22 protein-coding genes are annotated in these 20,775 nt (G+C 74.1%); 12 read left to right on the forward strand and 10 right to left on the reverse strand.

Annotation, left to right across the window (positions count from 1 at the left end; translation table 11 throughout):
- Window positions 1-4: 4 nt before the first annotated feature.
- Together Val02_RS11160 and Val02_RS11165 are read right to left on the reverse strand one after the other, a co-directional pair.
- Complete coding sequence (locus Val02_RS11160) at window positions 5-1,294, reverse strand: amidohydrolase/deacetylase family metallohydrolase (protein ID WP_203898910.1); 1,290 nt, start codon at window positions 1,292-1,294, stop codon at window positions 5-7.
- Between the two features lie 57 nt (window positions 1,295-1,351).
- Window positions 1,352-2,671 (reverse strand): MarR family transcriptional regulator, encoded by a 1,320-nt coding sequence (locus Val02_RS11165; protein ID WP_239152708.1) that lies wholly within the window; start codon window positions 2,669-2,671, stop codon window positions 1,352-1,354.
- 149 nt (window positions 2,672-2,820) lie between these two features.
- On the opposite strand from Val02_RS11165, the gene Val02_RS11170 reads away from it, so the two are divergent.
- Genes Val02_RS11170 through Val02_RS11185 form a run of 4 tightly spaced genes read left to right on the forward strand, consistent with a single transcriptional unit; the run spans window position 2,821 to window position 7,024 of the window.
- Window positions 2,821-3,549: an ABC transporter ATP-binding protein gene (locus tag Val02_RS11170; protein ID WP_203898911.1), complete on the forward strand. Its 729-nt coding sequence runs from the start codon at window positions 2,821-2,823 to the stop codon at window positions 3,547-3,549.
- Window positions 3,546-5,414 carry an FtsX-like permease family protein gene (locus Val02_RS11175; protein WP_203898912.1) on the forward strand — a complete coding sequence of 623 codons (1,869 nt, stop codon included), beginning with the start codon at window positions 3,546-3,548 and terminating at the stop codon, window positions 5,412-5,414. Before Val02_RS11170 ends, Val02_RS11175 begins: the two co-directional genes overlap by 4 nt.
- 9 nt (window positions 5,415-5,423) lie before the next feature.
- Entirely contained in the window at window positions 5,424-6,401 is a 978-nt protein-coding gene (locus tag Val02_RS11180; RefSeq protein WP_203898913.1) for a sensor histidine kinase, read from the forward strand.
- Window positions 6,398-7,024 (forward strand): response regulator, encoded by a 627-nt coding sequence (locus Val02_RS11185; RefSeq protein ID WP_203898914.1) that lies wholly within the window; start codon window positions 6,398-6,400, stop codon window positions 7,022-7,024. The genes Val02_RS11180 and Val02_RS11185 overlap by 4 nt, the downstream gene beginning before the upstream one ends.
- A gap of 6 nt (window positions 7,025-7,030) precedes the next feature.
- On the opposite strand, the gene Val02_RS11190 is transcribed toward Val02_RS11185, so the two are convergent.
- The gene (locus Val02_RS11190) at window positions 7,031-7,420 is read right to left on the reverse strand and encodes a VOC family protein (RefSeq protein WP_203898915.1); all 390 of its coding nucleotides are present in this window, start codon (window positions 7,418-7,420) and stop codon (window positions 7,031-7,033) included.
- A gap of 277 nt (window positions 7,421-7,697) precedes the next feature.
- Here Val02_RS11190 and Val02_RS11195 point away from each other — a divergent pair, with 277 nt between their 5' ends.
- Window positions 7,698-8,789: a GH12 family glycosyl hydrolase domain-containing protein gene (locus Val02_RS11195; protein ID WP_203898916.1), complete on the forward strand. Its 1,092-nt coding sequence runs from the start codon at window positions 7,698-7,700 to the stop codon at window positions 8,787-8,789.
- A gap of 106 nt (window positions 8,790-8,895) precedes the next feature.
- Here Val02_RS11195 and Val02_RS11200 read toward each other — a convergent pair whose 3' ends face one another.
- From Val02_RS11200 to Val02_RS11210, 3 genes are read right to left on the reverse strand one after another with little or no spacing between them, the layout of a single operon-like run.
- The gene (locus Val02_RS11200; protein ID WP_239152710.1) at window positions 8,896-9,357 is read right to left on the reverse strand and encodes a GNAT family N-acetyltransferase; all 462 of its coding nucleotides are present in this window, start codon (window positions 9,355-9,357) and stop codon (window positions 8,896-8,898) included.
- 23 nt (window positions 9,358-9,380) lie between these two features.
- Window positions 9,381-10,304: a DUF1963 domain-containing protein gene (locus Val02_RS11205; RefSeq protein ID WP_203898917.1), complete on the reverse strand. Its 924-nt coding sequence runs from the start codon at window positions 10,302-10,304 to the stop codon at window positions 9,381-9,383.
- A 34-nt stretch (window positions 10,305-10,338) separates the two neighbouring features.
- A complete protein-coding gene (locus tag Val02_RS11210; RefSeq protein WP_203898918.1) occupies window positions 10,339-10,821 on the reverse strand; it encodes an HAD domain-containing protein in 483 nt (160 codons plus the stop codon).
- Window positions 10,822-10,845: 24 nt separating this feature from the next.
- On the opposite strand from Val02_RS11210, the gene Val02_RS11215 reads away from it, so the two are divergent.
- Entirely contained in the window at window positions 10,846-11,787 is a 942-nt protein-coding gene (locus Val02_RS11215) for an acyltransferase domain-containing protein (RefSeq protein WP_203898919.1), read from the forward strand.
- Window positions 11,788-11,799: 12 nt separating this feature from the next.
- Here Val02_RS11215 and Val02_RS11220 read toward each other — a convergent pair whose 3' ends face one another.
- Together Val02_RS11220 and Val02_RS11225 are read right to left on the reverse strand one after the other, a co-directional pair.
- A complete protein-coding gene (locus Val02_RS11220; protein WP_203898920.1) occupies window positions 11,800-12,732 on the reverse strand; it encodes a sugar kinase in 933 nt (310 codons plus the stop codon).
- Window positions 12,733-12,810: 78 nt separating this feature from the next.
- The gene (locus Val02_RS11225) at window positions 12,811-13,743 is read right to left on the reverse strand and encodes a C-terminal binding protein (protein ID WP_203898921.1); all 933 of its coding nucleotides are present in this window, start codon (window positions 13,741-13,743) and stop codon (window positions 12,811-12,813) included.
- Between the two features lie 142 nt (window positions 13,744-13,885).
- Here Val02_RS11225 and Val02_RS11230 point away from each other — a divergent pair, with 142 nt between their 5' ends.
- The 5 genes from Val02_RS11230 to Val02_RS11250 all read left to right on the forward strand — a co-directional run bounded on the left by Val02_RS11230 (window position 13,886) and on the right by Val02_RS11250 (window position 17,325).
- On the forward strand, window positions 13,886-14,674 hold the full coding sequence (locus Val02_RS11230; protein WP_203898922.1) for a copper homeostasis protein CutC: 789 nt from the start codon (window positions 13,886-13,888) through the stop codon (window positions 14,672-14,674).
- Window positions 14,671-15,660 (forward strand): NAD-dependent epimerase/dehydratase family protein, encoded by a 990-nt coding sequence (locus Val02_RS11235; RefSeq protein ID WP_203898923.1) that lies wholly within the window; start codon window positions 14,671-14,673, stop codon window positions 15,658-15,660. Before Val02_RS11230 ends, Val02_RS11235 begins: the two co-directional genes overlap by 4 nt.
- A gap of 69 nt (window positions 15,661-15,729) precedes the next feature.
- Window positions 15,730-16,623 carry a MerR family transcriptional regulator gene (locus Val02_RS11240; protein ID WP_203898924.1) on the forward strand — a complete coding sequence of 298 codons (894 nt, stop codon included), beginning with the start codon at window positions 15,730-15,732 and terminating at the stop codon, window positions 16,621-16,623.
- A gap of 103 nt (window positions 16,624-16,726) precedes the next feature.
- The gene (locus Val02_RS11245) at window positions 16,727-16,909 is read left to right on the forward strand and encodes a hypothetical protein (RefSeq protein ID WP_203898925.1); all 183 of its coding nucleotides are present in this window, start codon (window positions 16,727-16,729) and stop codon (window positions 16,907-16,909) included.
- An 80-nt stretch (window positions 16,910-16,989) separates the two neighbouring features.
- Complete coding sequence (locus Val02_RS11250) at window positions 16,990-17,325, forward strand: hypothetical protein (RefSeq protein ID WP_203898926.1); 336 nt, start codon at window positions 16,990-16,992, stop codon at window positions 17,323-17,325.
- Window positions 17,326-17,346: 21 nt separating this feature from the next.
- On the opposite strand, the gene Val02_RS11255 is transcribed toward Val02_RS11250, so the two are convergent.
- Window positions 17,347-18,447 carry a glycosyltransferase gene (locus Val02_RS11255; RefSeq protein ID WP_203898927.1) on the reverse strand — a complete coding sequence of 367 codons (1,101 nt, stop codon included), beginning with the start codon at window positions 18,445-18,447 and terminating at the stop codon, window positions 17,347-17,349.
- 80 nt (window positions 18,448-18,527) lie between these two features.
- On the opposite strand from Val02_RS11255, the gene Val02_RS11260 reads away from it, so the two are divergent.
- Window positions 18,528-19,145, forward strand: coding sequence for a TetR/AcrR family transcriptional regulator (locus Val02_RS11260; RefSeq protein WP_239152712.1), 618 nt, complete (start codon window positions 18,528-18,530; stop codon window positions 19,143-19,145).
- Here the strand turns inward: Val02_RS11260 and Val02_RS11265 are convergent, their stop codons facing one another.
- A complete protein-coding gene (locus tag Val02_RS11265; RefSeq protein ID WP_239152713.1) occupies window positions 19,146-20,774 on the reverse strand; it encodes a PucR family transcriptional regulator in 1,629 nt (542 codons plus the stop codon).
- Window position 20,775 lies beyond the last annotated feature (1 nt).

Here is a 20,775-nt window from a genome sequence, read left to right on the forward strand (position 1 = left end):
TCGTTCAACCACCTTTCGAGGGGTCGGTACCGCTGATGCGGGGGAACTGCTCCGCCAGCCCGTCGGCGCCCACCAGCGGCGCCGTGAACAGGTCGCGCAGCCGCGCGGTGCGCCGCCGGAGCGCGGCACGCTGGGCGTCGGTGACCGGCACCCAGGGGCGCGGCTCCGCCGGGATCGCCGGCGGGAGCGGCCGGCCGGCGACGTACGTCGCCTCGTTGACGAACCGCCGCCGGGCCGTGCGCCGCTGCCGGTGCGAGTCGACCACCTCGAACTCGCCCTCCTCGACCGCGAACACGGCGATGTCGGCGCGGGCGCCCACGGCCAGGGTGCCGGCCCCGGAGGGCAGGTCGAGAACGCGGGCCGGGCGCGCGGTCGCGGCGGCGACGACCTCGTGCAGCGGCAGGCCCACCGCGAGGAGTTTGGTCATCGTGGTCGGCAGGTCGAACACCGGCCCGTACAGGCAGCGCGCGTGCAGGTCCGACGAGACGGTGTGGGGGACCAGCCCGGACGCCAGCTGCGCCTCCAGGACGTCGAAGGCGAACCCGCCCGCGCCGTGCCCGAGGTCGAAGATCACGCCCGCCTCGTACGCCGCGCGCAGCGCCGGGTCGACGCCGTTCTTGCCGGCGACGCCCTCGGCGATGCCGCTGGCGCAGTGCGTCAGGATGTCGCCGGGCCGCATCAGCGGCAGCAGTTCGCCGACGGTGGGCGGCGCCGCGCCGATGTGCACCATCACCGGCACCCCGCACGCCGCCGCCACCTCCACGGCGCGGCGCAGCGGCTCCAGCCCGTGCTCGCCGACCGTGTGGTGGTCCATCCGGACCTTCACGCCGACGACGAGATCGCGGTTGGCCGCCACCGCCGAGATCGCCAGGTCGACGTCGCAGTTGCGCAGGTCGCGGCTCTCGCCGGTGGAGCCGGTGAGCCCGATGGCGGAGATGTTGAGCAGCGCGGGTACCCGGACCCGGAAGCCCGCGGCGGCTGCCCGCAGCGCGTCGATCGTGTACGCGCCGGCGGAACCGGCGTCGACCCACGTGGTGACGCCGGTGTACCAGGCGATCGGGTCCGGGGCGACGCCCCAGTACGTGGCGCCGGGATGCACGTGCGTGTGCAGGTCGATCAGGCCGGGCAGCACCAGCCGGCCGCTGACGTCCACGACCTCCCGCGCCCCGGCGCCCGCCAGTCCGGCTCCGACGGCCGCCACCCGGCCGCCGCGCACGGCCACGTCGGCCCGGCCGGCCCGGCCGCTGCCGGGGTCGATGACCTCGCCGCCGGTGAGCAGCAGATCGTAGGACATGTTCCTCCCGTTGTCGTCCGCACGCGCCCTGCCACGCGTGCGCCACGCGTCGCCGTGTCACCCGTCGGCGGTCTCCGCGCTCTGGATCGCGTCGCCGATGGCGAGCCGGTAGAGCCGGGTGGGCCTGCCCTTGCGGTGCACCTGCGCGCTGCCCTCGGCGCGGACCAGACCCGACTCGCTCAGCTTGCGGATGAGCCGCCGTCCGCTGGGCTCGGTGATGCCCAGCGACCGGGCCAGGTCGCTCGGCGAGATCGGCCGGCCCTTGAGCCCGTTCTCCAGGGCGGCGAGCCGGGACAGCGTCGCCGGGCTGAGCCCCGCACCGCGCGACAGGTCCTCCAGGCTCACGCCGTGCTCGCGGTAGGTGAACGTCAGGGGCGAACCGCCCGGGCCCATCGGTCCGATGATCACACCGCTGTCGTCGATGAGATACGCGCTGGGTCGGTCCTCGTGCTCGGCCCGTGCGGCGGCCCGCTCGGCGAGCTGGACCGAGGTGCGCGCCGAACCGCCGACGCCGAAGCCGGCCGCGACCCGGATGCCGAGCGTCTCGTGCGCCTGCGCCAGCGCCGGCAGCGACACCCAGTTGCGGGTCAGGTCCTCGAAGAGCGCCTGGTGCGCGAAGACCACCACGCCGCGCCGGTCCCGGTTCTCGATCCAGGCGTCGGCGAACTCCGGGGTGTTGAGCAGCAGGTTCATCAGGCCGACCCGGGAGCGCTCGACGTCGTGCGACAGGTCGCGGTCCACCACCAGGAAGACCCCGGCGGCGAAGCGCAGCGCGGTGGCCCGCTTCGACTGGATGCGCAGCGCGAGTTCGTGCAGCTGCGCCCGGATGGTGGCCGGCCCCGGCAGGCCGCTGATCACCGGCACCGCGCCGGAGAGCCGGGTGGCGACCGCGGTACGCAGGCTGATGACGTAGCTGCCGCCCGTTCGATCGAGGAACTCGCGGTGGAACCCGACGATCTCCTCGACGGTCTGCGCCGGGTCGTACGGCAGGCAGGCCACGGCGCCCGCCTCGAAGTCGAGCGCCCGGACGACCTCGTCGACCGTCTCCTGGTCGAAGGTGTCGATGCTGACCGGCGTCGGCGACCAGCCACGGGCCAGCGCGCCGCAGAACGCCAGCGCCAGATCCATCCCGGCGGACCGGATCACCGTCACCGACAGGTCGGCGGGCAGGACGTCGTGGCACTTCGCGTAGGGCACCGGCCCCAGCATCAGGCCGTCGAGGTGGCCGCGGGCCAGCAGTTCCTCGACGCCGGGGCGCACCTCGCTCTCCTGCTCGTAGGTGACCCAGGCGATGCTCACGCCGGCCAGCGTGCGCGCGGCGTCCGCGAAGACGGCGCGGTGGCTCGCGTGCAGCACGAGCCCGATCACGATCGCCATGGCACCTCTTTGCGAACCAGGTTCTTAAGTAGTTCGTTGTTGGCGCATCGTATGGCGCCCCGCGACGGGCACGCAACCGCAGCCGCTACGGGATTGTCGCGGGGCTCCTACGGATGTGCCGCGCCGGCCGTCCCGCCGACCATCGACGCATGAGCGAACCTGTGGCCGCCGTGCGCGCGGTCGGCGTCAGCAAGCGGTACCCGACGGTGACCGCCCTCGACGACGTGTCGGTGGAGATCGACACCGGCCGGATGACGGCGGTGCTGGGCCCCTCGGGCTCCGGCAAGTCGACCCTGCTGCACTGCCTCGCCGGCCTCGACACCGTCGACAGCGGCGCCGTGTACATCGGGGACGTGAACCTCTGCGGACTCGACGAGCGGCGGCTGACCCGGCTGCGGCGCGACCGGATCGGGTTCGTGTTCCAGTCGTTCAATCTGGTGCCGACGCTGACGGCGGCCGAGAACGTGGTGCTGCCGTTGCGGCTGGCCGGCCGTTCGCCGGAGCGGGCGTGGGTGGCGCGGGTGATCGACGCGGTGGGGCTCGCCGACCGGTTGGGCCACCGGCCGGCGGAGCTGTCCGGCGGGCAGCAGCAGCGCGTGGCGGTGGCGCGGGCGCTGGTGGCGCGGCCGGCGGTGGTGTTCGCCGACGAGCCGACCGGCAACCTCGACTCGCTGGCCGGGGCGGGCGTGCTCGCGCTGCTGCGCCGCTGCGTCGACGAGTTCGGGCAGACCGTGGTGATGGTGACGCACGATCCGATCGCCGCCGGACACGCCGACCGGGCGCTGTTCCTGCGCGACGGGCGGGTGGTGGACGACCTGCCGTCGCCGGGCGTCGAGCAGGTGCTCGAGCGGCTGCGCGCCCCGCGGGCCGCGGCATGATCCGGGTGACGCTGCGCGGGCTGCGGGCCCGTGGGTGGCGGGCCCTCCTGACCGGACTCACCGCCGCGGTCGGGGTCGCGATCGTCGTGGGAACGCTCATGGTCGGCGACACCGCGGACCGCTCCGGCGGGTCGGAGGGCGTCGATCTCGTGCGCACGATCATGCTGCTCGCCGGCGGGGTGGCGGTGCTCGTCGGCGGGTTCATCGTCAATCTCACGATGTCGGTCACCGTCGCCCAGCGCACCCGCGAACTGGGCCTGCTGCGCTGCATCGGCGCGGACCGGCGGCAGGTGCGGCGTTCGGTGCTGCTGGAGGCGCTCGCCGTCGGTGTGCTCGCGGCGGCGGCCGGCCTGGCGGCGGGGCACGGCGTGGCGGTGGTGCTGCGCGCGGCGGTCGACGCCGGCCCGTTCCAGGGGGATCTGCCGGCGGGCGGGTCGGTCCTGTCGGGGCGCACGGTGGTCGCGGCGTTCGCCGTCGGCTGCCTGCCGATGCTCCTGTCGGCCCTCGCACCGGCACGCCGCGCCGGGCGGGTCGCACCGGTCGCCGCGCTGCGCGAGGTGGCGCCGTCGGCGGGCCGCATGCGCCCCCGCCGGATCGGGGCCGGCGCGCTGGCCCTCGCCGTCGGGCTCGCCGCCCTGCCGCTGGCCGTCGCGACCCGACAGGGCCTGCTGCTCCTGCCCGGCGCGGCGTCGACGCTGCTGGCCGTGCGGCTGCTCGGCCCGCTCTTCGCCGGACGGCTGGCCGACGTGCTCGGCGCGCCGCTGCGGGGCGTCGTCGGCGGGCTTGGCCGGCGCAACGCGGCGCGCAGTCCCGATCGCACCGCGGCCACCGCGACGGCGCTGATGATCGGGCTGGCCCTGTTGACGCTGGTGAGCATCGTCTTCAGTTCGATCGAAAAAGCCGTGCTGAACGACGTCCACCGGGACCACGTCGATTTTCAGGTCTGGGCGGGCGGGCCCGACCCGACCGTCCGGCGGGCCGCCCCGATGGACCCTGAGGCCGTGCGGCGGCTGCGCGCGCTGCCGGAACTGTCCGCGGTGGTGACCGTCGACTGCGTCGCCACCGGCGGCGCGACGTTCTGCGCGGCCGACCCGGCCCAGCTCGCCCGGGTCGTGGACCTGGAGTTCAGCGCGGGCAGCCTGGCGGCCGTGACGTCCGGCGGCGTCGCGGTGAGCGACCGCGACGGCCGCGCGCCCGGTGCCACCCTGCGGGTCGGCGACGCGGATCTCACCGTCACGGCGGTGTACCGCGCCACCGACAACTTCAACGCCGCGCTGATCCCGTCCGCCGAACTCGCCCGGATCGGCGGCGCCCCGTACCCGATGACGGCGCTGACCCGCGTGGCGCCGGGCGTGGACCGGGGCGCCGCCCGCTCGGCGGTCGCCCGCGCGACGGCCGGTTTCCCGGGACTCGACGTCCACGACCGGGCCGCGTTCCACGCGCACGACCTGGCGCAGTTCCGCAACGCCGGCCGGGTCTACCGCGCGCTCACCGCGCTCGCGGCGGTGCTGGGGCTGTTCGGGGTCGCGACCACGCTCGCGCTGTCGATCGTCGAGCGGCGGCGGGAGTTCGGGCTGTTGCGGGCGGTCGGTATGGGGCGCCGGCAGTTGCGCGCGATGGTCCGCGTCGAGGGTGTGCTCATCGCGCTCGTGGGGGCGGCGCTCGGGCTCACCGTCGGCGTGCTGTTCGGGTGGGCCGCCGCGGCCGTGCTCGCGCACTCCTCCCAGCCGACGCGGTTCACGCTGCCGGTCGGTGCGCTGGCCGCGATCGTGGTGCTGGTGACGGCGGCCGGGCTGCTGGCCGCCGCGGTGCCGGCGCGGCTGGCGGCACGCGTCGACGTTCTGCGCGCCGTGGCCGCGGAATAGGATTTTCGCGTGCGACTCGGGACCGGCTGGCTGCTCGCCCTGGCCGCGGTGGGCCTGGTGCTGGTCGGCTGGCTGGTGTGGGCGTTCGACAACACCGAACCGCCGCCGTGGCCGGTACTGCTCGCCGATCTCATCGCGGTCGTCGGGCTCGCCGTCGGGCCGTGGCTGGTGCTCGTCGGGCGGCAGCTGCTGCGGGTGCGCGAGGGCGAACGACTGATCTCCCGGCTCGTCGTCACGGTGGCGATCTTCGGCCTGGGCGGCCCGCTCATCGCCACGATCGGGCTGCTGCTCGTCGACACCGAATCGCCGGAGATCTTCGCCGCTCCGGGCGTGGTGTCGATCGTGATGGCCGGTCTGATCGCGCTCGTCGGCGGCGTGTTCCTGCCGTGGATGTTCCTGCTCACCAGGACCGTGGCGCGGGAACGCTCGGCCCGGGTCCGCGCCGAGGAACGCGCCCAGGTCGCCGCGCACCTGCACGACTCCGTGCTGCAGGTGCTGACGCTGATCCAGAAACGGGCCGCCGACTCGGGTTCGGTGCGCCGGCTGGCCCGGGGCGGCGAACGGGAGCTGCGCGCCTGGCTCTACGGTTCGGCCACCACGTCCCAGGACGACCTGGTGGCCGCGATCCGCGCGATCGCCGAGGAGACCGAGGACCGCTTCGACGTGACCGTGGAACTGGTGGCCGTCGGCACGTGTCCGCTGGACGAACCGGCACAGGCGGTCGCCGGCGCCGTTCGCGAGGCGCTGACCAACGCCGGCAAGCACGCGAACGTGCGGCAGGTGTCGGTGTTCGTCGAGGCCGGCGACGACGAGGTGCTGGTGCTCGTGCGCGACCGCGGGCGCGGGTTCGACGCCCGGCGGGTGCCGTCCGACCGGCGGGGCATCGCCGACTCGATCGAGGCCCGGATCCGCCAGCACGGCGGCGTGGTGCACGTGCGTTCGGCCCCCGGCACCGGCACCGAGGTCGAACTGCGGGTGGCCCGATGAGGGTCTTCATCGTCGACGACCACGCGGTGGTGCGCTCCGGCGTGCGGGCCGAACTCGACGGCACCGCCGAGATCGTCGGCGAGGCGGCCGACGTCGCCGGTGCCGTGGACGGGATCCGGGCGCTACGGCCCGACGTCGTGCTCCTCGACGTGCACCTGCCGGGCGGCGGCGGGCGGGCCGTCCTCGACGCCGTCGCCGCCGAACTGCCGCGGACGAGGTTCCTGGCGCTGTCGGTGTCGGACGCCGCCGAGGACGTCATCGGGGTGATCCGCGCCGGTGCCCGGGGCTACGTCACCAAGGCCGTCTCCGGCCCGGAACTGTGCGAGGCCGTGCGGCGGGTGCACTCCGGCGACGCCTGCTTCTCGCCCCGGCTGGCCGGCTTCGTGCTGGACGCGTTCCGCGGCGACGGCCCGGGCGGGCTCAACCCGGAACTGGACCGCCTCACCCGGCGCGAACGCGACGTCCTGCGCCTGGTCGCCGCCGGATACACCTACAAGGAGATCGGCGTGCGCCTGTCGATCTCGGCGCGCACCGTCGAGACGCACGCGGCGTCGGTGCTGCGGAAGCTGCAGCTCTCCAGTCGGCAGGAGCTGACCCGCTGGGCGCGGCAGCACTGGCTCTAGACGTCCTCAGCCGGTGAGCACCTGGTGCACGCAGAGGATGTTGCCGTCGGGGTCCTCGAACCAGGCCGCCTTCTCGTCGCCGAGCACGGCGACGTGGTGCTCCGTCTTGAGTCCCGGCAGGTCGTAGTCGGCGAAGACCGCACCGCGACTCTTCAGGTCCGCGATCGACGCGTCGATGTCGGCGACCTCGAAGCTGATCGCGGTGTGCTCGGCCTGGGCGCCGGCCGGCTTCTCGATCAGGGCCAGCGTCGCACCGGAGCCGATGTCGAACAGGATCTTGCCGTCCGGCGCCGTGCCGCGGTACGGCAGCCCGAGGACGTCGCGGTAGAACTCCCGGGCGGCGTCGGGCCGGGCGACGGGCAGGATCACGGTGACGGCGACGGCGGCAAGAGTCATGGCGGCGTGCTTTCTGGATCAGACGGCGGCGGACGGCCGCCGTGCTTGCCGCCATCGTGCCGCAGAAGCCCGGCGGCCGGCGGCGAATCCCCGCCGAATCGCGGAATCGTGAGCGCGCGAGCGGCCCGGTCGGGGCGTCTGAACATTTCACCCGTTCCGGCCGGGAAGCAGCGGGTATCGGGCCAATTCGCCCGCGACAGCACCGGTACCAGGGAGTTTCTCTAACCTGATGGGAGCGCTCCCGCCCGAGCGCCACACCCCCGAGGTTGGAGAACGGATGAGAAAGACGCTCTGGTCCGTGGCCGTGGTGGGCCTGATCGCCGCCGGTGCAGCGGCCGCGATCGCGAACGCCCCCGCGGCCCACGCCGACACCGTGATCTGCGACAAGTACGGGAGCACCACGGTCGGCGGCCGCTACGTCGTGATGAACAACAACTGGGGGAACGACGCCCAGCAGTGCATCAACGCGACCGCCAACGGCTTCGAGATCACGCAGATCAACGCGAACAAGCCGACGAACGGCGCACCCGCGTCCTACCCGGCCATCTACGTCGGCTGCCACTACACGAACTGCTCCCCGGGCACGAACCTGCCCCGCCAGATCAGCGCGATCGGCAGCATCCCGACCAGCATCACCTACCGGTACGTCAGCGGCGCCACCTACAACGCGTCGTTCGACATCTGGATGGATCCGCAGCCGAAGACCGACGGCGTGAACCGCACCGAGATCATGATCTGGTTCAACCGGCAGGGCTCGATCCAGCCGATCGGCTCGGCCACCTCCACGGCCACCATCGGCGGCCGTAGCTGGCAGGTGTGGACCGGCAACAACGGCGGCAACGACGTCGTCTCGTACGTGGCGCCGAGCGCGATCGGCAGCTGGTCCTTCGACGTGCTGCCGTTCGTCAACGACACGATCGCGCGCGGGTACGCCCAGCGCAGCTGGTACCTGACCAGCCTGCAGGCCGGCTTCGAGCCGTGGATCGGCGGGCAGGGGCTGGCCGTGACGTCGTTCTCGACGCAGGTGAACACCGGCACGAACAGCCCGACCCCGGGCACCTCGTCGCCCCCGCCGGGCGGCACCGGCGGCTGCGCCGCGTCCTACCGTTCCATCAGCACCTGGAACGGCGGCTACCAGGGCGAGGTGACGGTCCGGAACTCGGGCACGGCGAACATCTCCGGCTGGAACACGGTCTGGACCGGCGGCGGCACGGTCAACAACCTGTGGAACGGCCGCCAGACCGCCACCTCACCGGTCACGGTGCGCAACGAGTCCTACAACGGCGCGCTGGCGCCGGGCGCGACCACCTCGTACGGCTTCGTCGCCAACGGGACGCCGCCGAGCGCGGTCTCCTGCACGGTCGCGTGAACTCCGCCGGTGGGGCGGTCCGGAGGGGGACCGCCCCACCGCGCGGGCGCCGCGAAACATTCGCTCCCGCGCGCAGCCGCAGGTCACCGCCCGCCCGACGGCGCGCTCAGAGCGGCAGCCGGGTGATGACCTCGCCGTCCTCGTCGACCTCGCCGGTGGGGACGAATCCGAGCTTCGCGTAGAAGCCCGCCGGCCCGTCCTCGGCCGGCACGTAGCTGGTGAGCAGTTCGGTGGCGCCCTCGGCCCGGATCAGGGCGGTGACGATCCGGATGATCTCCCGACCGTAGCCGCGCCCCTGGAACCGGCCGTCGACGAACAGCTTCCACAGGAACCACGGGCCGACGATGTCCGGCGGGTCGGGCACCACGTCCCAGGAGAGCATCACGAACCCGACCGGCGTGTCGCCGTCGTACACGGCCCGGTACCAGGGCTTCGCCTCCGGATATCGCGCCGCCTGTGCCAACGACTCGGGCACTTCGCTGACGAAGCGCTTCTGCGACGGGGCGACCTCGAGCGCCAGCACCGCGTCGCGGTTGTCGTCGGTGATCTCCCTCAACTGCACGGCCACGACAGAGAGCTTAGAAGGCCGGGCTACTCGGTGAACATGGCGAAGGAGAGCGCCCGATCGAAGCGGCGGGCGACCAGATCCTCGATCCGGATCATGAACCGGCCGAAGTAGACGTCGTCGTACGTGTGGAACTGGGCGAGCGGCACCCATTCGCGCATCACCCGCAGCGTCTCCTCTTCCTCCAGGGCGTTGATCTCCGCCGGGGAGAGTTCCAGCTCCTCGGCCTCGCGACGGGCCCGCACCGAGGCGGCCGCGATGAACGACTCGGGGGTCTCGCCCATGCCCAGTTCCATGGACCCGCCGCCGAGCCAGAGTTCGCTGCCCCGGGTGTCCTCCGGCCACAGCTCCTCGACGAGGGCGCGCAGTTCCTCGACGTGCGTGAGCGCGGCGACCAGTTCCCGCGCCGGCTTCGACACGAACTCGAAGTCCTCGTCGTCGTACTCCAGCCAGCTCGCCAGTTCGGGATGGACCGAGCCGTAGAGCGTGCGTTCGGGGCGCACGAACGGCCCGGCGAGGCTGAGCGACCACTCGTCGTGGCCGACCGGCGGCTTCTCGACCGCCACGGTGCCGGTGCCGGCGGGCACGTACATCACCCGGGCGTACCTCTGCTCGGCCTGGACGTCGTAGCAGTCCCACGCATGCTCATGTTCCAGGAAGAACAGCAGTGAACCGTCCGGGGGCAGCGGGAGCGAGTCCACCCTCGGCAGCGCCGCGCAGTTGAGCGAGGCGACGAACGGCAGCGGCAACGCCCGGCCGTCCTCCTCGACCGTGGGCCATTCCGTCTCGACCGGCAGGCGGGGCAGGCCGCCGCTGCGCCCGACGGCAACGCCCTCCGGGCGCGCACTCGTGCGGATCTCGAACCGGAGCAGCTCGGCGAACCGGCGCACCGCATCATCCGGAATGCCCCGCTCGAGCGCGGCACGGCGGAATTGTCCGTGATAGTCCATGGCCGAGCATGCTCGCAGACCGACGCAAGAATCCTCACGCACGGCGGCTGTAGGCCTCGATGCGGTCGACGTCGCGTCGGCGCAGCCCCCGGCGCGGGTGCGGCCGGATCAGCAGCGCACCGGCCGCGGTCAGCTCCTCGCGCAGCGGCCCGGCGACCGGCACGGCCGTGTCGTCCGTCCACACGAGACGGCGCCCCTCGGCCAGCACGCCCCGCGCGGCGGCGGCCTTCAGCGCATCCGTCCCCTCGACGCCCGCGAGCGCCCCGGCCCCGAACGCCCGCCCCAGCGCCGGCAGGTCGAACAGCCGCTCCAGCGCGTCCGCGTCGGCGCACCACGTCGAACACCAGCGCACCTCGACCACGCCGGTCGCGCACATCCGGCGGATCCGGTCGACGAGTGCGGGCGCCCACCGGATCGGCCAGTCGACGCCCTCGGAACGGGCGGTGCCGCGCCGGAGCTCGGCGGTCCACTGTGGACGCCGGGTGTTGATGACACCGTCCACGTCCAACAGCCACACCGGTGGCCGGATAGGGTTTGCGGCGTGGATATGGACGATGTCGCCACCCGGCTCGGGGTGCCTCTCGCGGAGGTCGAACGGGTGCACCGGCTCGCCGGTGACCGGCCGTCGGCGCCGCTGCCGCAGCGGGTCGACGCGCCCGCGCTCCTGGAGCGGCTGGCGGTGCCGCCGCAGGACGCCGCCGAGATCCTGGCCGGCTGGCCGGCGCCGGACTCTCCACTGTGGACGGCCGAGCTGCGTTGGCTGCTCGATCGCGTCATCGCCCTGCTCCGCGCCGATCTCGGCGGCCACGGCTGGCTGCCGCCGGGTCCGGAGCTGCCGCGCGAACGCGGTCCGGCCTGGCGGCACCTGTACGTGTACGCCTATCTCGCCATGGTCGACGTCGTCCGGGGATACCACCGGCAACACGGTATCGCCGACGCCGTCACCTGGACGACCCTGGCAGACCTGGGCCGCAACCTCGCCGTCGACCGGCGGATGGGCGGCGAGGGCTGGCCGGTCATGCAGAGCTGGCTGACGCTGCACGTCCGTGGCGCCGTCTACGAACTGGGCCGGCTGCAGTTCCACCGCGGCGCAACCCTCGACCTGCACATCCCCGAGGCGGGGCCGCTGAGCCCGGCGGTCATCGACGCGTCGCTCGACCAGGCGCGTGCCTTCTTCCCGCGCCACTTTCCGGACGAGAAGTACGCGGAGTTCGGCTGCGGCTCGTGGCTGCTCGACCCGCAGCTGCGCGAGTACCTGCCCGAGGAGTCGAACATCGTGCGCTTCCAGCGGAGGTTCGCGCTGGAGCCGTACGTGCAGCCGGAGGGGATCGACGCCGACGTCGAGGTGTTGCGGTTCGTGTTCCGCACGTTGAGCACGCCGCTGGAGCGGCTGCCGCGCCGCACCGCGCTGCAGCGCGCGGTCGTCGAGCACCTGAGCGCCGGGCGGCACTGGCGCTGGTGCCGGGGGACGTTCCCGGTCTAGGGGCGGGCCCCGTCAGCGCAGCACCTCACCGTCGGCCTCGTCCAGCAGGCCTACCTCGTGCGCCAGCGGCAGCCCCTCCCAGTCGCCCGGCACCGACACGGCGAACGCCCCGAGGCGGCACCCCGCTCTAAGGCGTTCCCCCGGATCCTGCCCTTGCAGGAGGGCGGCCAGATACCCGGCGACGAACGCGTCCCCGGCACCGACCGGATCGGCGACCGGCACCGGCACCGCCGCCGCGCGGTACGCGGCGCCGTCGACCAGCGCGACCGCGCCGGCGGCGCCCAGCTTGACGACCGCCTGCGCGGGCCCGTACGCCGCGAGATCCCGGGGCGTCGCCCCGCCGGTCACCAGCCGCGCCTCGTCCTCGCCGGCGAAGACGATGTCGGCGTCGGCGGTCAGTTCGCGCAGGACGTCGCGGGCCCGTTCGGGGGTCCACAGCGCGGCCCGGTAGTTGTAGTCGAGCGACACCGTCACCCCGGCGTCCTTCGCGGTGCGCACGGCGTGCCTCGTGGCGGCCAGCGCGGATTCGCTCAACGCCGGGGTCACGCCGCTGACGTGCAGCACCTTCGCGGCGGCCAGCGACGCGGGAACGTCCTCGACGGACAGCCGGGAGCCCGCGCTGCCGCTGCGGTAGTAGACGACGCGGCTGACCCGCGTGGTGCGCCGCTCCTTCACCATGAGCCCGGTCGGCGCGTCCGGGTCGACGCGGACGGCCGACACGTCCAGCCCTTCGCCGCGCAGCCGCGCCAGCACCGCGCGGCCCAGTTCGTCGGCGCCGACGCGGCCGATGTACGCGGCGGACAGGCCCAGTCGGGAGACCCCGATCGCCACCGTCGACTCGGCGCCGGCCGCCCCGAGGCGCAGGTGCGTGGCGTGCCGCAGCGGCCCGACGTCGGCGTTCGAGAACACGGCCATCGTCTCGCCCATCGTCACCACGTCGGTCATGGCTGCGGCGGTGCCTTCGTCACGGTGCGATCCTGCACGTCGTCGGACGCCGCGCGCCAGTCGGGTGGGCGGGGCGCGTCACGCGGGGACGCGGTTCACGGCGTTGCGGGGCGCCTCGCCGCGCAGCACGCGCAGCACTTCCAGCGCCACGGAGTCCTTCAGCGTGTGCAGCGCCTCCTCGGAGTACCAGGCGCTGTGCGGGGTGACGACGACGCGTTCGTGCGTGACGAGGGTGCGGTCGGAAGGCGGTTCGTCGTGCAGCACGTCGAGGGCGGCGCCGCGCACGACACCCCGGTCGAGCGCGCCGAGCAGGGCACGTTCGTCCACAAGGGACCCTCGGGAGACGTTGACCAGGCAGGATCCGGGCCGCATGAGCCCGAACTCGCGTTCCCCCAGGATCACGCCGCCGCCCGGGACGTGCAGCGAGACGAGGTCGCAGAGGGAGAGAAGTTCGTCCAGCGGCACCTGCGGCACGTCGTCCGGCAGCGGGCGCGGGTCGGCGGCGAGCACGGTCGCGCCCAACGCCCGCACCCGGCCCGCGAACGCCGCCCCGATCCGCCCGTACCCGACCACGCCCACGGTCAGCGTGCCGGTGCGACGCAGCGGCCCGGCCGCCCGGTAGTCCCACTCCCCGGCGCGGACCGACCGCGCGAGCGGTCCGATCCCGCGCAGCAGCAGGAGGGCCAGCGCGAGCGCGTGGTCGGCGACCTCCGCCACGCAGTAGTCCGGAACGTTGCACACCGGTATGCCGTATGCGGTGGCCGCGGTGGCGTCGATGGTGTCGTAGCCGATGCCGTAGCGCACCACGACCCGGCACCGGCGCAGCCCGGCGAGGACGCGCGCGCTGATCGGCGCGTACTGGCAGATGATCGCGTCCGCGTCGGCCGCGACGGCCAGGACCTCCTCCTCGGTGCGGCAGTCCGCCACGGTGACCCGGGCGTGCGGGGCCAGCAGCGCCAGTTCGCGGTCGACGTCTCCGTGGTCGCAGTCGGTGATGACCACATGCTTCATGGCGACACTCCCGGTGGGTCGTCGCGCCCTTCGATGCCGGACGCACCGTCGCGTATACCCGCGGTTCGGGTGATCACCTCTCGGGCGGTGGGCCAGGGTCTGGCCCCTCCCGGCGCCGGGAGCCGCCGCTACGCTGCACGCCATGCTGATCGAACGCGGCGCACCCCGAGGCGGGTCGCCGTCGCGCACGGGTGAGCCGGTCAAGGTCGAGATCTGTGTCGACCGCGTCGACAGCGCGCTCGTCGCCGAGGCGGCCGGGGCGGACCGGGTCGAGCTGTGCGCCGACCTCTCCGTCGGCGGCATCACACCCAGCATCGGCATGGTGGCCACGGTGTTGCGCGCGGTGCGGCGGGTCGGCGTGCACGTGCTGATCCGGCCGCGCGGCGGCGACTTCCGCTACAGCGCGCTCGAGCGCGACGTGATGGCCGCCGACATCGACGCCGTGTGCGCGCTCGCCGAGAAGGCCGCGGTGCCGGTGGGGTTCGTGCTGGGGGCGCTCACCGACGCCGACGAGATCGACGTGGCCGTCACGCGGGACCTCGTCCGGCGGTGCGCGGGGCGGCCGGTGACGTTCCACAAGGCGTTCGACCGGATCGGGGATCTGGAGCGGGGGCTCGACGCGCTCCTCGACCTCGGCGTGGACCGGGTCCTGACCTCCGGCGGACGGCCGAGCGCCGTCGAGGGGACGCCGGCCCTCGCGTCGCTGGTGGCGCGGGCGGGGCGACGGATCGTGGTGCTCGCCGGGGGAGGGGTGCGGCCCGGCAACGCGCGTACGGTCGTCGCCCGGACCGGGGTCCCGGAGGTGCACCTGCGGGCGCACGAGGCGGCCGTCGTCGCCGCGGTGCGTGCGGAGGTCGACGGCACGGTATTCCCTAGCGATCGGGTCGGTGTCGAACGTTCCGGCGGTGAGGATCCGTCCTACCGGACATGACTGAACGCGTTCTGGTGACCGGCGGATCCGGTTTTCTGGCGGGCTGGTGCGTCTCCGCGCTCCTCGATCGGGGATACGAGGTGCGCACGACGGTTCGTGACCCGGGGCGCGCACCCGCCGGCACCGAAGCCGTCGTGGCGGACCTGATGCGGGACGACGGCTGGGCGGCGGCCGCCGAGGGCTGCGACTACGTGCTGCACGTCGCGTCGCCGGTCCTCACCGGGGACACCGACCCCACCGACCCGCACGCGCTGGTGGGTCCCGCCCGGGAGGGCACCCTGCGGGTCCTGCGGGCCGCCGTCGCCGCGAAGGTGCGCCGGGTCGTGGTCACCTCGTCGGCGGCGGCCGCCAGCGCGCACTCGAGCACCCCCGACGCGGTCACCGACGAGACCCTCTGGACCGACCCGGACGATCCGGTGCTCACGCCCTACCGGCGTGCCAAGCCGATCGCCGAGCGGGCGGCCTGGGACTTCATCGCCGAGCACGGCGGAGCGACCGAGCTCAGCACCGTCCTGCCCGGTTGGGTGCTCGGCCCCGTGCAGGGCCCGCTGGCCAACCTCGGCTCGTTGCGCCTGGTCGACGACCTGCTGGCCGGCCGGATGCCGGGGCTGCCGCGGGTCGGCGTCGAGGTGGTCGACGTGCGCGACATCGCCGACCTGCACGTGCGGGCGATGACCGACCCGGCGGCCGCCGGCGAACGGTTCCTCGGCACCGGACCGTTCCTCTGGATGGCCGAGATCGCCGAGATCCTGCGGGAACGGCTGGGCGAGGACGCGGCCCGCGTTCCGACGCAGCCGCTGCCGGACGAGGTGATCCGCCATGCCGCCACCACCGACCCCGACCTCGGCACGCTCATCGCCACCCTGGGACACAAGCGGATCCGCTCCTCGGCGAAGGCGCACCGGCTGCTCGGCTGGACGACGCGGCCCGCGCCGGACGCGGTGGAGGCGAGCGCGCGCACCCTCCTGCAATCGGTCCACCGGTAGCGGAGCGCGTGGACCCTCCGGTCCCGCCGCGCTTGACCTTCCAGCGGCTGCGGGGTCGAGGATCGTTCCATGGAGGAAAGCCCCGACCTGCTCACCATCGGACAGCTGGCGCGGCGCACCGGCCTGCCGGCGCGGACCCTGCGCTTCTGGTCGGACGAGGGCGCGGTGCCGCCGGTGTCCCGTTCGGCGGGCGGCTACCGGATGTACGACGCGACGTCCGTCGCCCGGGTCGAACTCGTGCGCACCCTGCGCGAACTCGGCCTCGGCCTGGACGCCGTGTGCCGGGTGCTCGACGGGCGGGCCAGCGTCGCCGATGTGGCCGACGCGCACGTGGCCGCGCTGGACGCCCGGATCCGTTCGCTGAAGGTGAGCCGGGCCGTGCTGTCCACCGTGGCGAAACGCGGATCGAGCGCTGCGGAGACGGCACTGATGAACAGACTGGCGCGGCTGTCGGCCGCCGAACGCGCGCAGATCGTCGAGGAGTTCAAACGGGACGTCTTCGGCGGCCTCGACGTCGGGCCCGACGTGCGGGAACGCCTCCGGGACCTGCGCATCGACCTGCCCGACGACCCGACGCCCGAGCAGGTGGACGCCTGGATCGAGCTGGCCGAACTGGTCCACGACCCGGACTTCCGGGCCCGGATGCGCACGTTCCTGGAGCTGTCCACCCGGGCCCCCGGACAGGCCACCCCGCCCGGGGCACGCGTGTGGTGGGCCCGGCAGGTGGTGAACGCCGTCGCGCGGGCCCGGCGGCGCGGCGTCGGCCCCGACACGCCCGAGGCCGCCGAACTGGTCGCCGAGCTGCTGCGCGGCGACGACCTGCGGGCCGCGCGGCGGTGTGTCGAGGCCGGCCTCGCGGCGCAGGCGGAGCGCTACCGCGGGCTCGTCTCCCGGGTGCGCGGGCAGCACGCCGCCCCGGACGCCACGGCGGAGCTCGAGTGGCTGGTCGCCGCGCTGCGCTGAGCGCCGGCGGACGGCCCGTTCGTGCCGACCTCACGCCCATGCAACCCGAGGGTGGACCCGCCCGGAACGACCGCGGCCTCGGCGTGCTCCTACGTCGCGGGCGTTGCCGCACGCGGCGAGCCTGCGCCAGGCGGTGCGCGGCGCGCGGGCCCGGCCGATCGTGCCCGGCTACGGGGCGGTCTCCGACGTCATCGTCCGCCACCTCAAGCCGGCGATCCGTCGACCCGACCCGGCGCCGATCGACGACCGTTTCGCCGCCGCCCCGCAGGCCGCGCTGGTCTGGTAGACCCGCTGCGCGAAGGGCGTCACCTCGACGGCGGGCGTGTCGTAACGTCAGGGAACGGACGCGAACCGTAGGAGGATGCGGTGGCGGAGTTGGAGCACCCCGGCTGGTGCGACCGGGCACACTGCACCGCCACCCGGCCGAGGCCGGAGTACCGCGCGGGCGAGACGGGCCACCACCGGTCCGCACCGGTGCAGGTCGACGGCGTTCCCTGCCTGGGCGACGTGGTCTTCGACCCGGACCTCAACCCGCTCGTCGCGCACCTGTCGCAGCCGGCGCCGCCGTGGGACCCGGTGACGTTCCTCAACGTCGGGACGACGGCGGAGCCGGACCTGCTGTCGTTGCCGGCGGCCGGGGCCCGGGAGGCCCTGCGCCGGCTCGGTGCGCTCGTCGAGGTGGCCGCGGCGGACGGCACCTGACCGCCGCGGCGGGCCCCCGGCTCAGGTGACGCGGGCGCGCAGCGCCGACCACGCGGCCTCCGGGGAGGGCCGGGCGGCGAGCCGGTCCCGGGCGTCCTCGGCGCGGACACGCAGGCTCGGCTCGTCGATCAACGAACGCACGGACCCGGCGAGCGGTTCGGGCGTGATGCCGGCGCCGAACGCCGTGACCGCCGCGGCGATCTGCGGCTGGTTCGCGATCCGCGGCACGAACAGCATCGGCAGCCCGCGCGAGAGCGTCGCGAGGGTGGTGCCGGAGCCGCCGGCCGCCACCACCGCCCGCACCCGGTCGAGCAGCCGGCCGATCGGGGCGAACGACACCGCGCGGACCCGCTCCGGGTCGGCCTTCAGATCCTCGGGGGTCGTGGTGAAGCCGGTCGTGACCAGCGCGTTCGCGCCCGCCGCCAGCACCGCGTCGACGGCGGAACGCAGCAGCTCCAGGTCGTCCACCACGGTGCCGAGCGTGACGAGCACGACCGGCCGGCCGTCGCCGAACGCGGGCAGCCGGACCGGCTCGGCGGTGTCGTACGCGCTGCTGCTGATCGCGATCCGGGAGTCGTCCGGCTCGACCGGCTGCGTCTCGAGCCACTCCGGCCACAGCTGAACGTTCGCCAGCGGTGCCGGCACGGTCAGGTCGCGCTGCGCGCCGGCCTCCTCGGCGCCGGCCGCGAGCGCCGGGTCGACGGCGGTCGCCGGGCTGTGCGTGAACCTCACGTGCGGGATGCCGAGCTTCGCGGCGACCAGCGGCGTCACGAAGTCCCACATCTCGGCGACGAGCACGTCCGGCCGTTCGCGGGCGACGAGTGCGCTCATCTCGTCGAACGTCAGGTCGGCGGCGGTCGTCGTGAACAGCGCGACCGTGGCGGCGAGCAGGTCGGCGTCGTCCCCGCGATCGCTGCGCCACTCCATCGCTTCCGCGTTCGTCGCGATGAGGGTGGACAGGGCCGGGCCGACCGGGCGCGTCGGCAGGCCGGTCGCGGCGGCGTGCAGGTCGCCGTGCGCGGCGATCACCGCCTCGTCGCCGTGTGCCGCGACAGCGCGGGCCAGCGGCAGCATCGGCAGCAGGTGGCCGTACGCCGGGAACGTGGTGAACAGGGCCTTCATGAGGGGAACGCCGCCTTCGCAGAGTGGGCTATTTTGATCAGAGTCGACTCTGGCGAACTGTAGCAAGTACGATCTTCGGCGTGCGCAAGCCCGTTCCGAGAGGTCGACGAGCCGAATACGCCCAGCACACCAGGCAGGCGATCGTGGAGGCCGCCCGCGCGCTGTTCATCGAGAAGGGCTACTTCGGCACGAAAGTCGAGGAGATCGCCCAGTCCGCGCGGGTCGCGCCGGCCACCGTGTACGCGGTCGGCGGCGGCAAGAACGGCCTGCTGCGCACGCTCATCGAGTCCGGCACCGGTGCCGAGGAGGTGCCGGTCATCCTCGCCCGCATCGAGGAGTCCACCGACCCGGCGGACCTGATCCGCTTCATCGTGCGCGCCACCCGCGAGATGTTCGAGAAGTGGGCGGACCTCATGCGCCAGGTCGCCGCGGCCGCGCCGCAGGAGCCGACGGTCCGCGAGACCCAGCGGATCGCCCACGCCAGCATGCGCCACGGGCTGGCCCTGACCGCCCGGCGGCTGGCGACGCTCGACGCCCTGCGCGACGACGTCGACGTCGAGGCCGCCACCGACCTGCTCTGGCTGCACCTGTGCAACGCGGCGTACTTCATCCGGACCGACGACCTCGGGTGGTCGCTCGACCGCTCCGAGGCGTGGCTCAACGAGGCGCTTCCCCCGGCGCTGCTGCGCCGGCCGTAGTCAGTCCCGCGGCGGGGGAACGATCCGCAGCTGGAGCATCGCCGCGAACCGGGCCTCCGGATCGGTCAGGTCGATCCCGCCCACCTCGGCGAGGCGGCGCAGCCGGTACCGGAACGTGTTCGGGTGCACGTACAGGGCGGCCGAGGCCGCGATCACGTCCCCGAACGCGTCGAGCCACGCCCGCAGCGTGTCGACCAGGCAGGCGTGGTGCTTCGCGTCGTACGCGTACAGCTTCGCGACCGCACCGGTGGGGCCGTCGCCCCGGGTGGCCACGATGTCGCGCAGTTCCAGCAGCAGGCTCTCCACGTGGACGTCGGAGAGGCGGGCGACCCGCACCGCCGAGCCGGCCCGCAGCACCCGCAGCGCCCGGTCGGCCGCCGCCCGGGAGGCCGCCAGCCCGGCGATGTCCCGCGCCACGGGTCCGATGCCGACGACCCCGCGCACCCGGTCGCCGACCCGGTCGAGGAACTCCGTCGCGATGCGCAGGCCGCGTTCCTCCCCGTCGGCGTCGCGCATCACCGGCACCAGCCCGTAGGTGACGTCGCCGAGCAGCGCGGTGGCGCACCGGGGGTGGATCGCGCTCAGGTGCAACGCCAGCCCGTCGCTGAGCCGCTGCCGTTCGGTCGTCACGGACGCGTCGGCGTCGACCGCGAGCGCGCCGCGGGTGCCGAGGGCGAGCACCACCACCGGCTGGTCGGCGAGGCCGAGGCGGTTCAGCGCCTCCCGCGCGCCGGCGCCGCCCTCGAGCGCGGTGGAGAGCAGGTCGGTGCGCAGGCGGCGTTCCACGTCGGCGCCGGCCCGGATCCGCAGCATGTGCAACGCCACCAGCCGGGCCGCGTCGCGCAGCGCCTCGGTGCGGTCGGCGCTCAGCGGTTCCCGCACGGCGGCCCAGATCGAGCCCAGCACCTCGTCGCCGGAGCGCACCGCCATCGCCACGCGTGGCACGTTGAAGTCGTCGAACTTCTCCGGTGCGGGCGGCACGAACACCGGCTCCTCGCTGCGGTACAGGTCGCGGAAGACGCCGCGCTCGGCGAGCAGGCGCGCGAACCGTTCGGGTACCTGCCGCCCGAGGATCGTCTCCACGCGGGACGGGTCGGCCTCGTCCTGCCGGCCGGAGAACGCCAGCACCCGCGAGCTTCGGTCCTCGATGGTGACCGGCGCGTCCAGTAATGCCGCGACGGCGTTGGCCAGCGCGAACAGGTCACCCGAGGGCATCCCGGCGATCGTCTCGGAGTCCGCCTCGCCGACGTCCCCCTCGCCGAGCAGCGCGCGCAGCATCGCGGCGAGCTGGGTCCAGGTGGCGCCCCGGGTCAGCCCGAGCAGCGCCACGCCGGTCTCGTCGACGGCCGTGGTGACCGCGCCGGTCAGCTTCACCGGCGCCCGCAGGATCAGCGCCGCAGCCTGATGCTCGGCCACCAGCCGCAGCAGCGCCGCCGTGTCGTCGGGGTCGCGCACACCCACGCCCAGGACGATCGCCCGCTGCGGATAGGCCGGCTCCTCCAGCGGGTCGTGGATGACGACGCCGCCGATCTCACCCGCCTTGTCGGCGTCGCCGCGCAGCAGTTCCAGCAGCGTGGCGCCGAGATCGTCGAGCACGCGGCCGAGACTTGCCTGGGGTCGCTGGTTCACC

Source organism: Virgisporangium aliadipatigenens, from assembly GCF_016863615.1.
GTDB lineage: Bacteria > Actinomycetota > Actinomycetes > Mycobacteriales > Micromonosporaceae > Virgisporangium > Virgisporangium aliadipatigenens.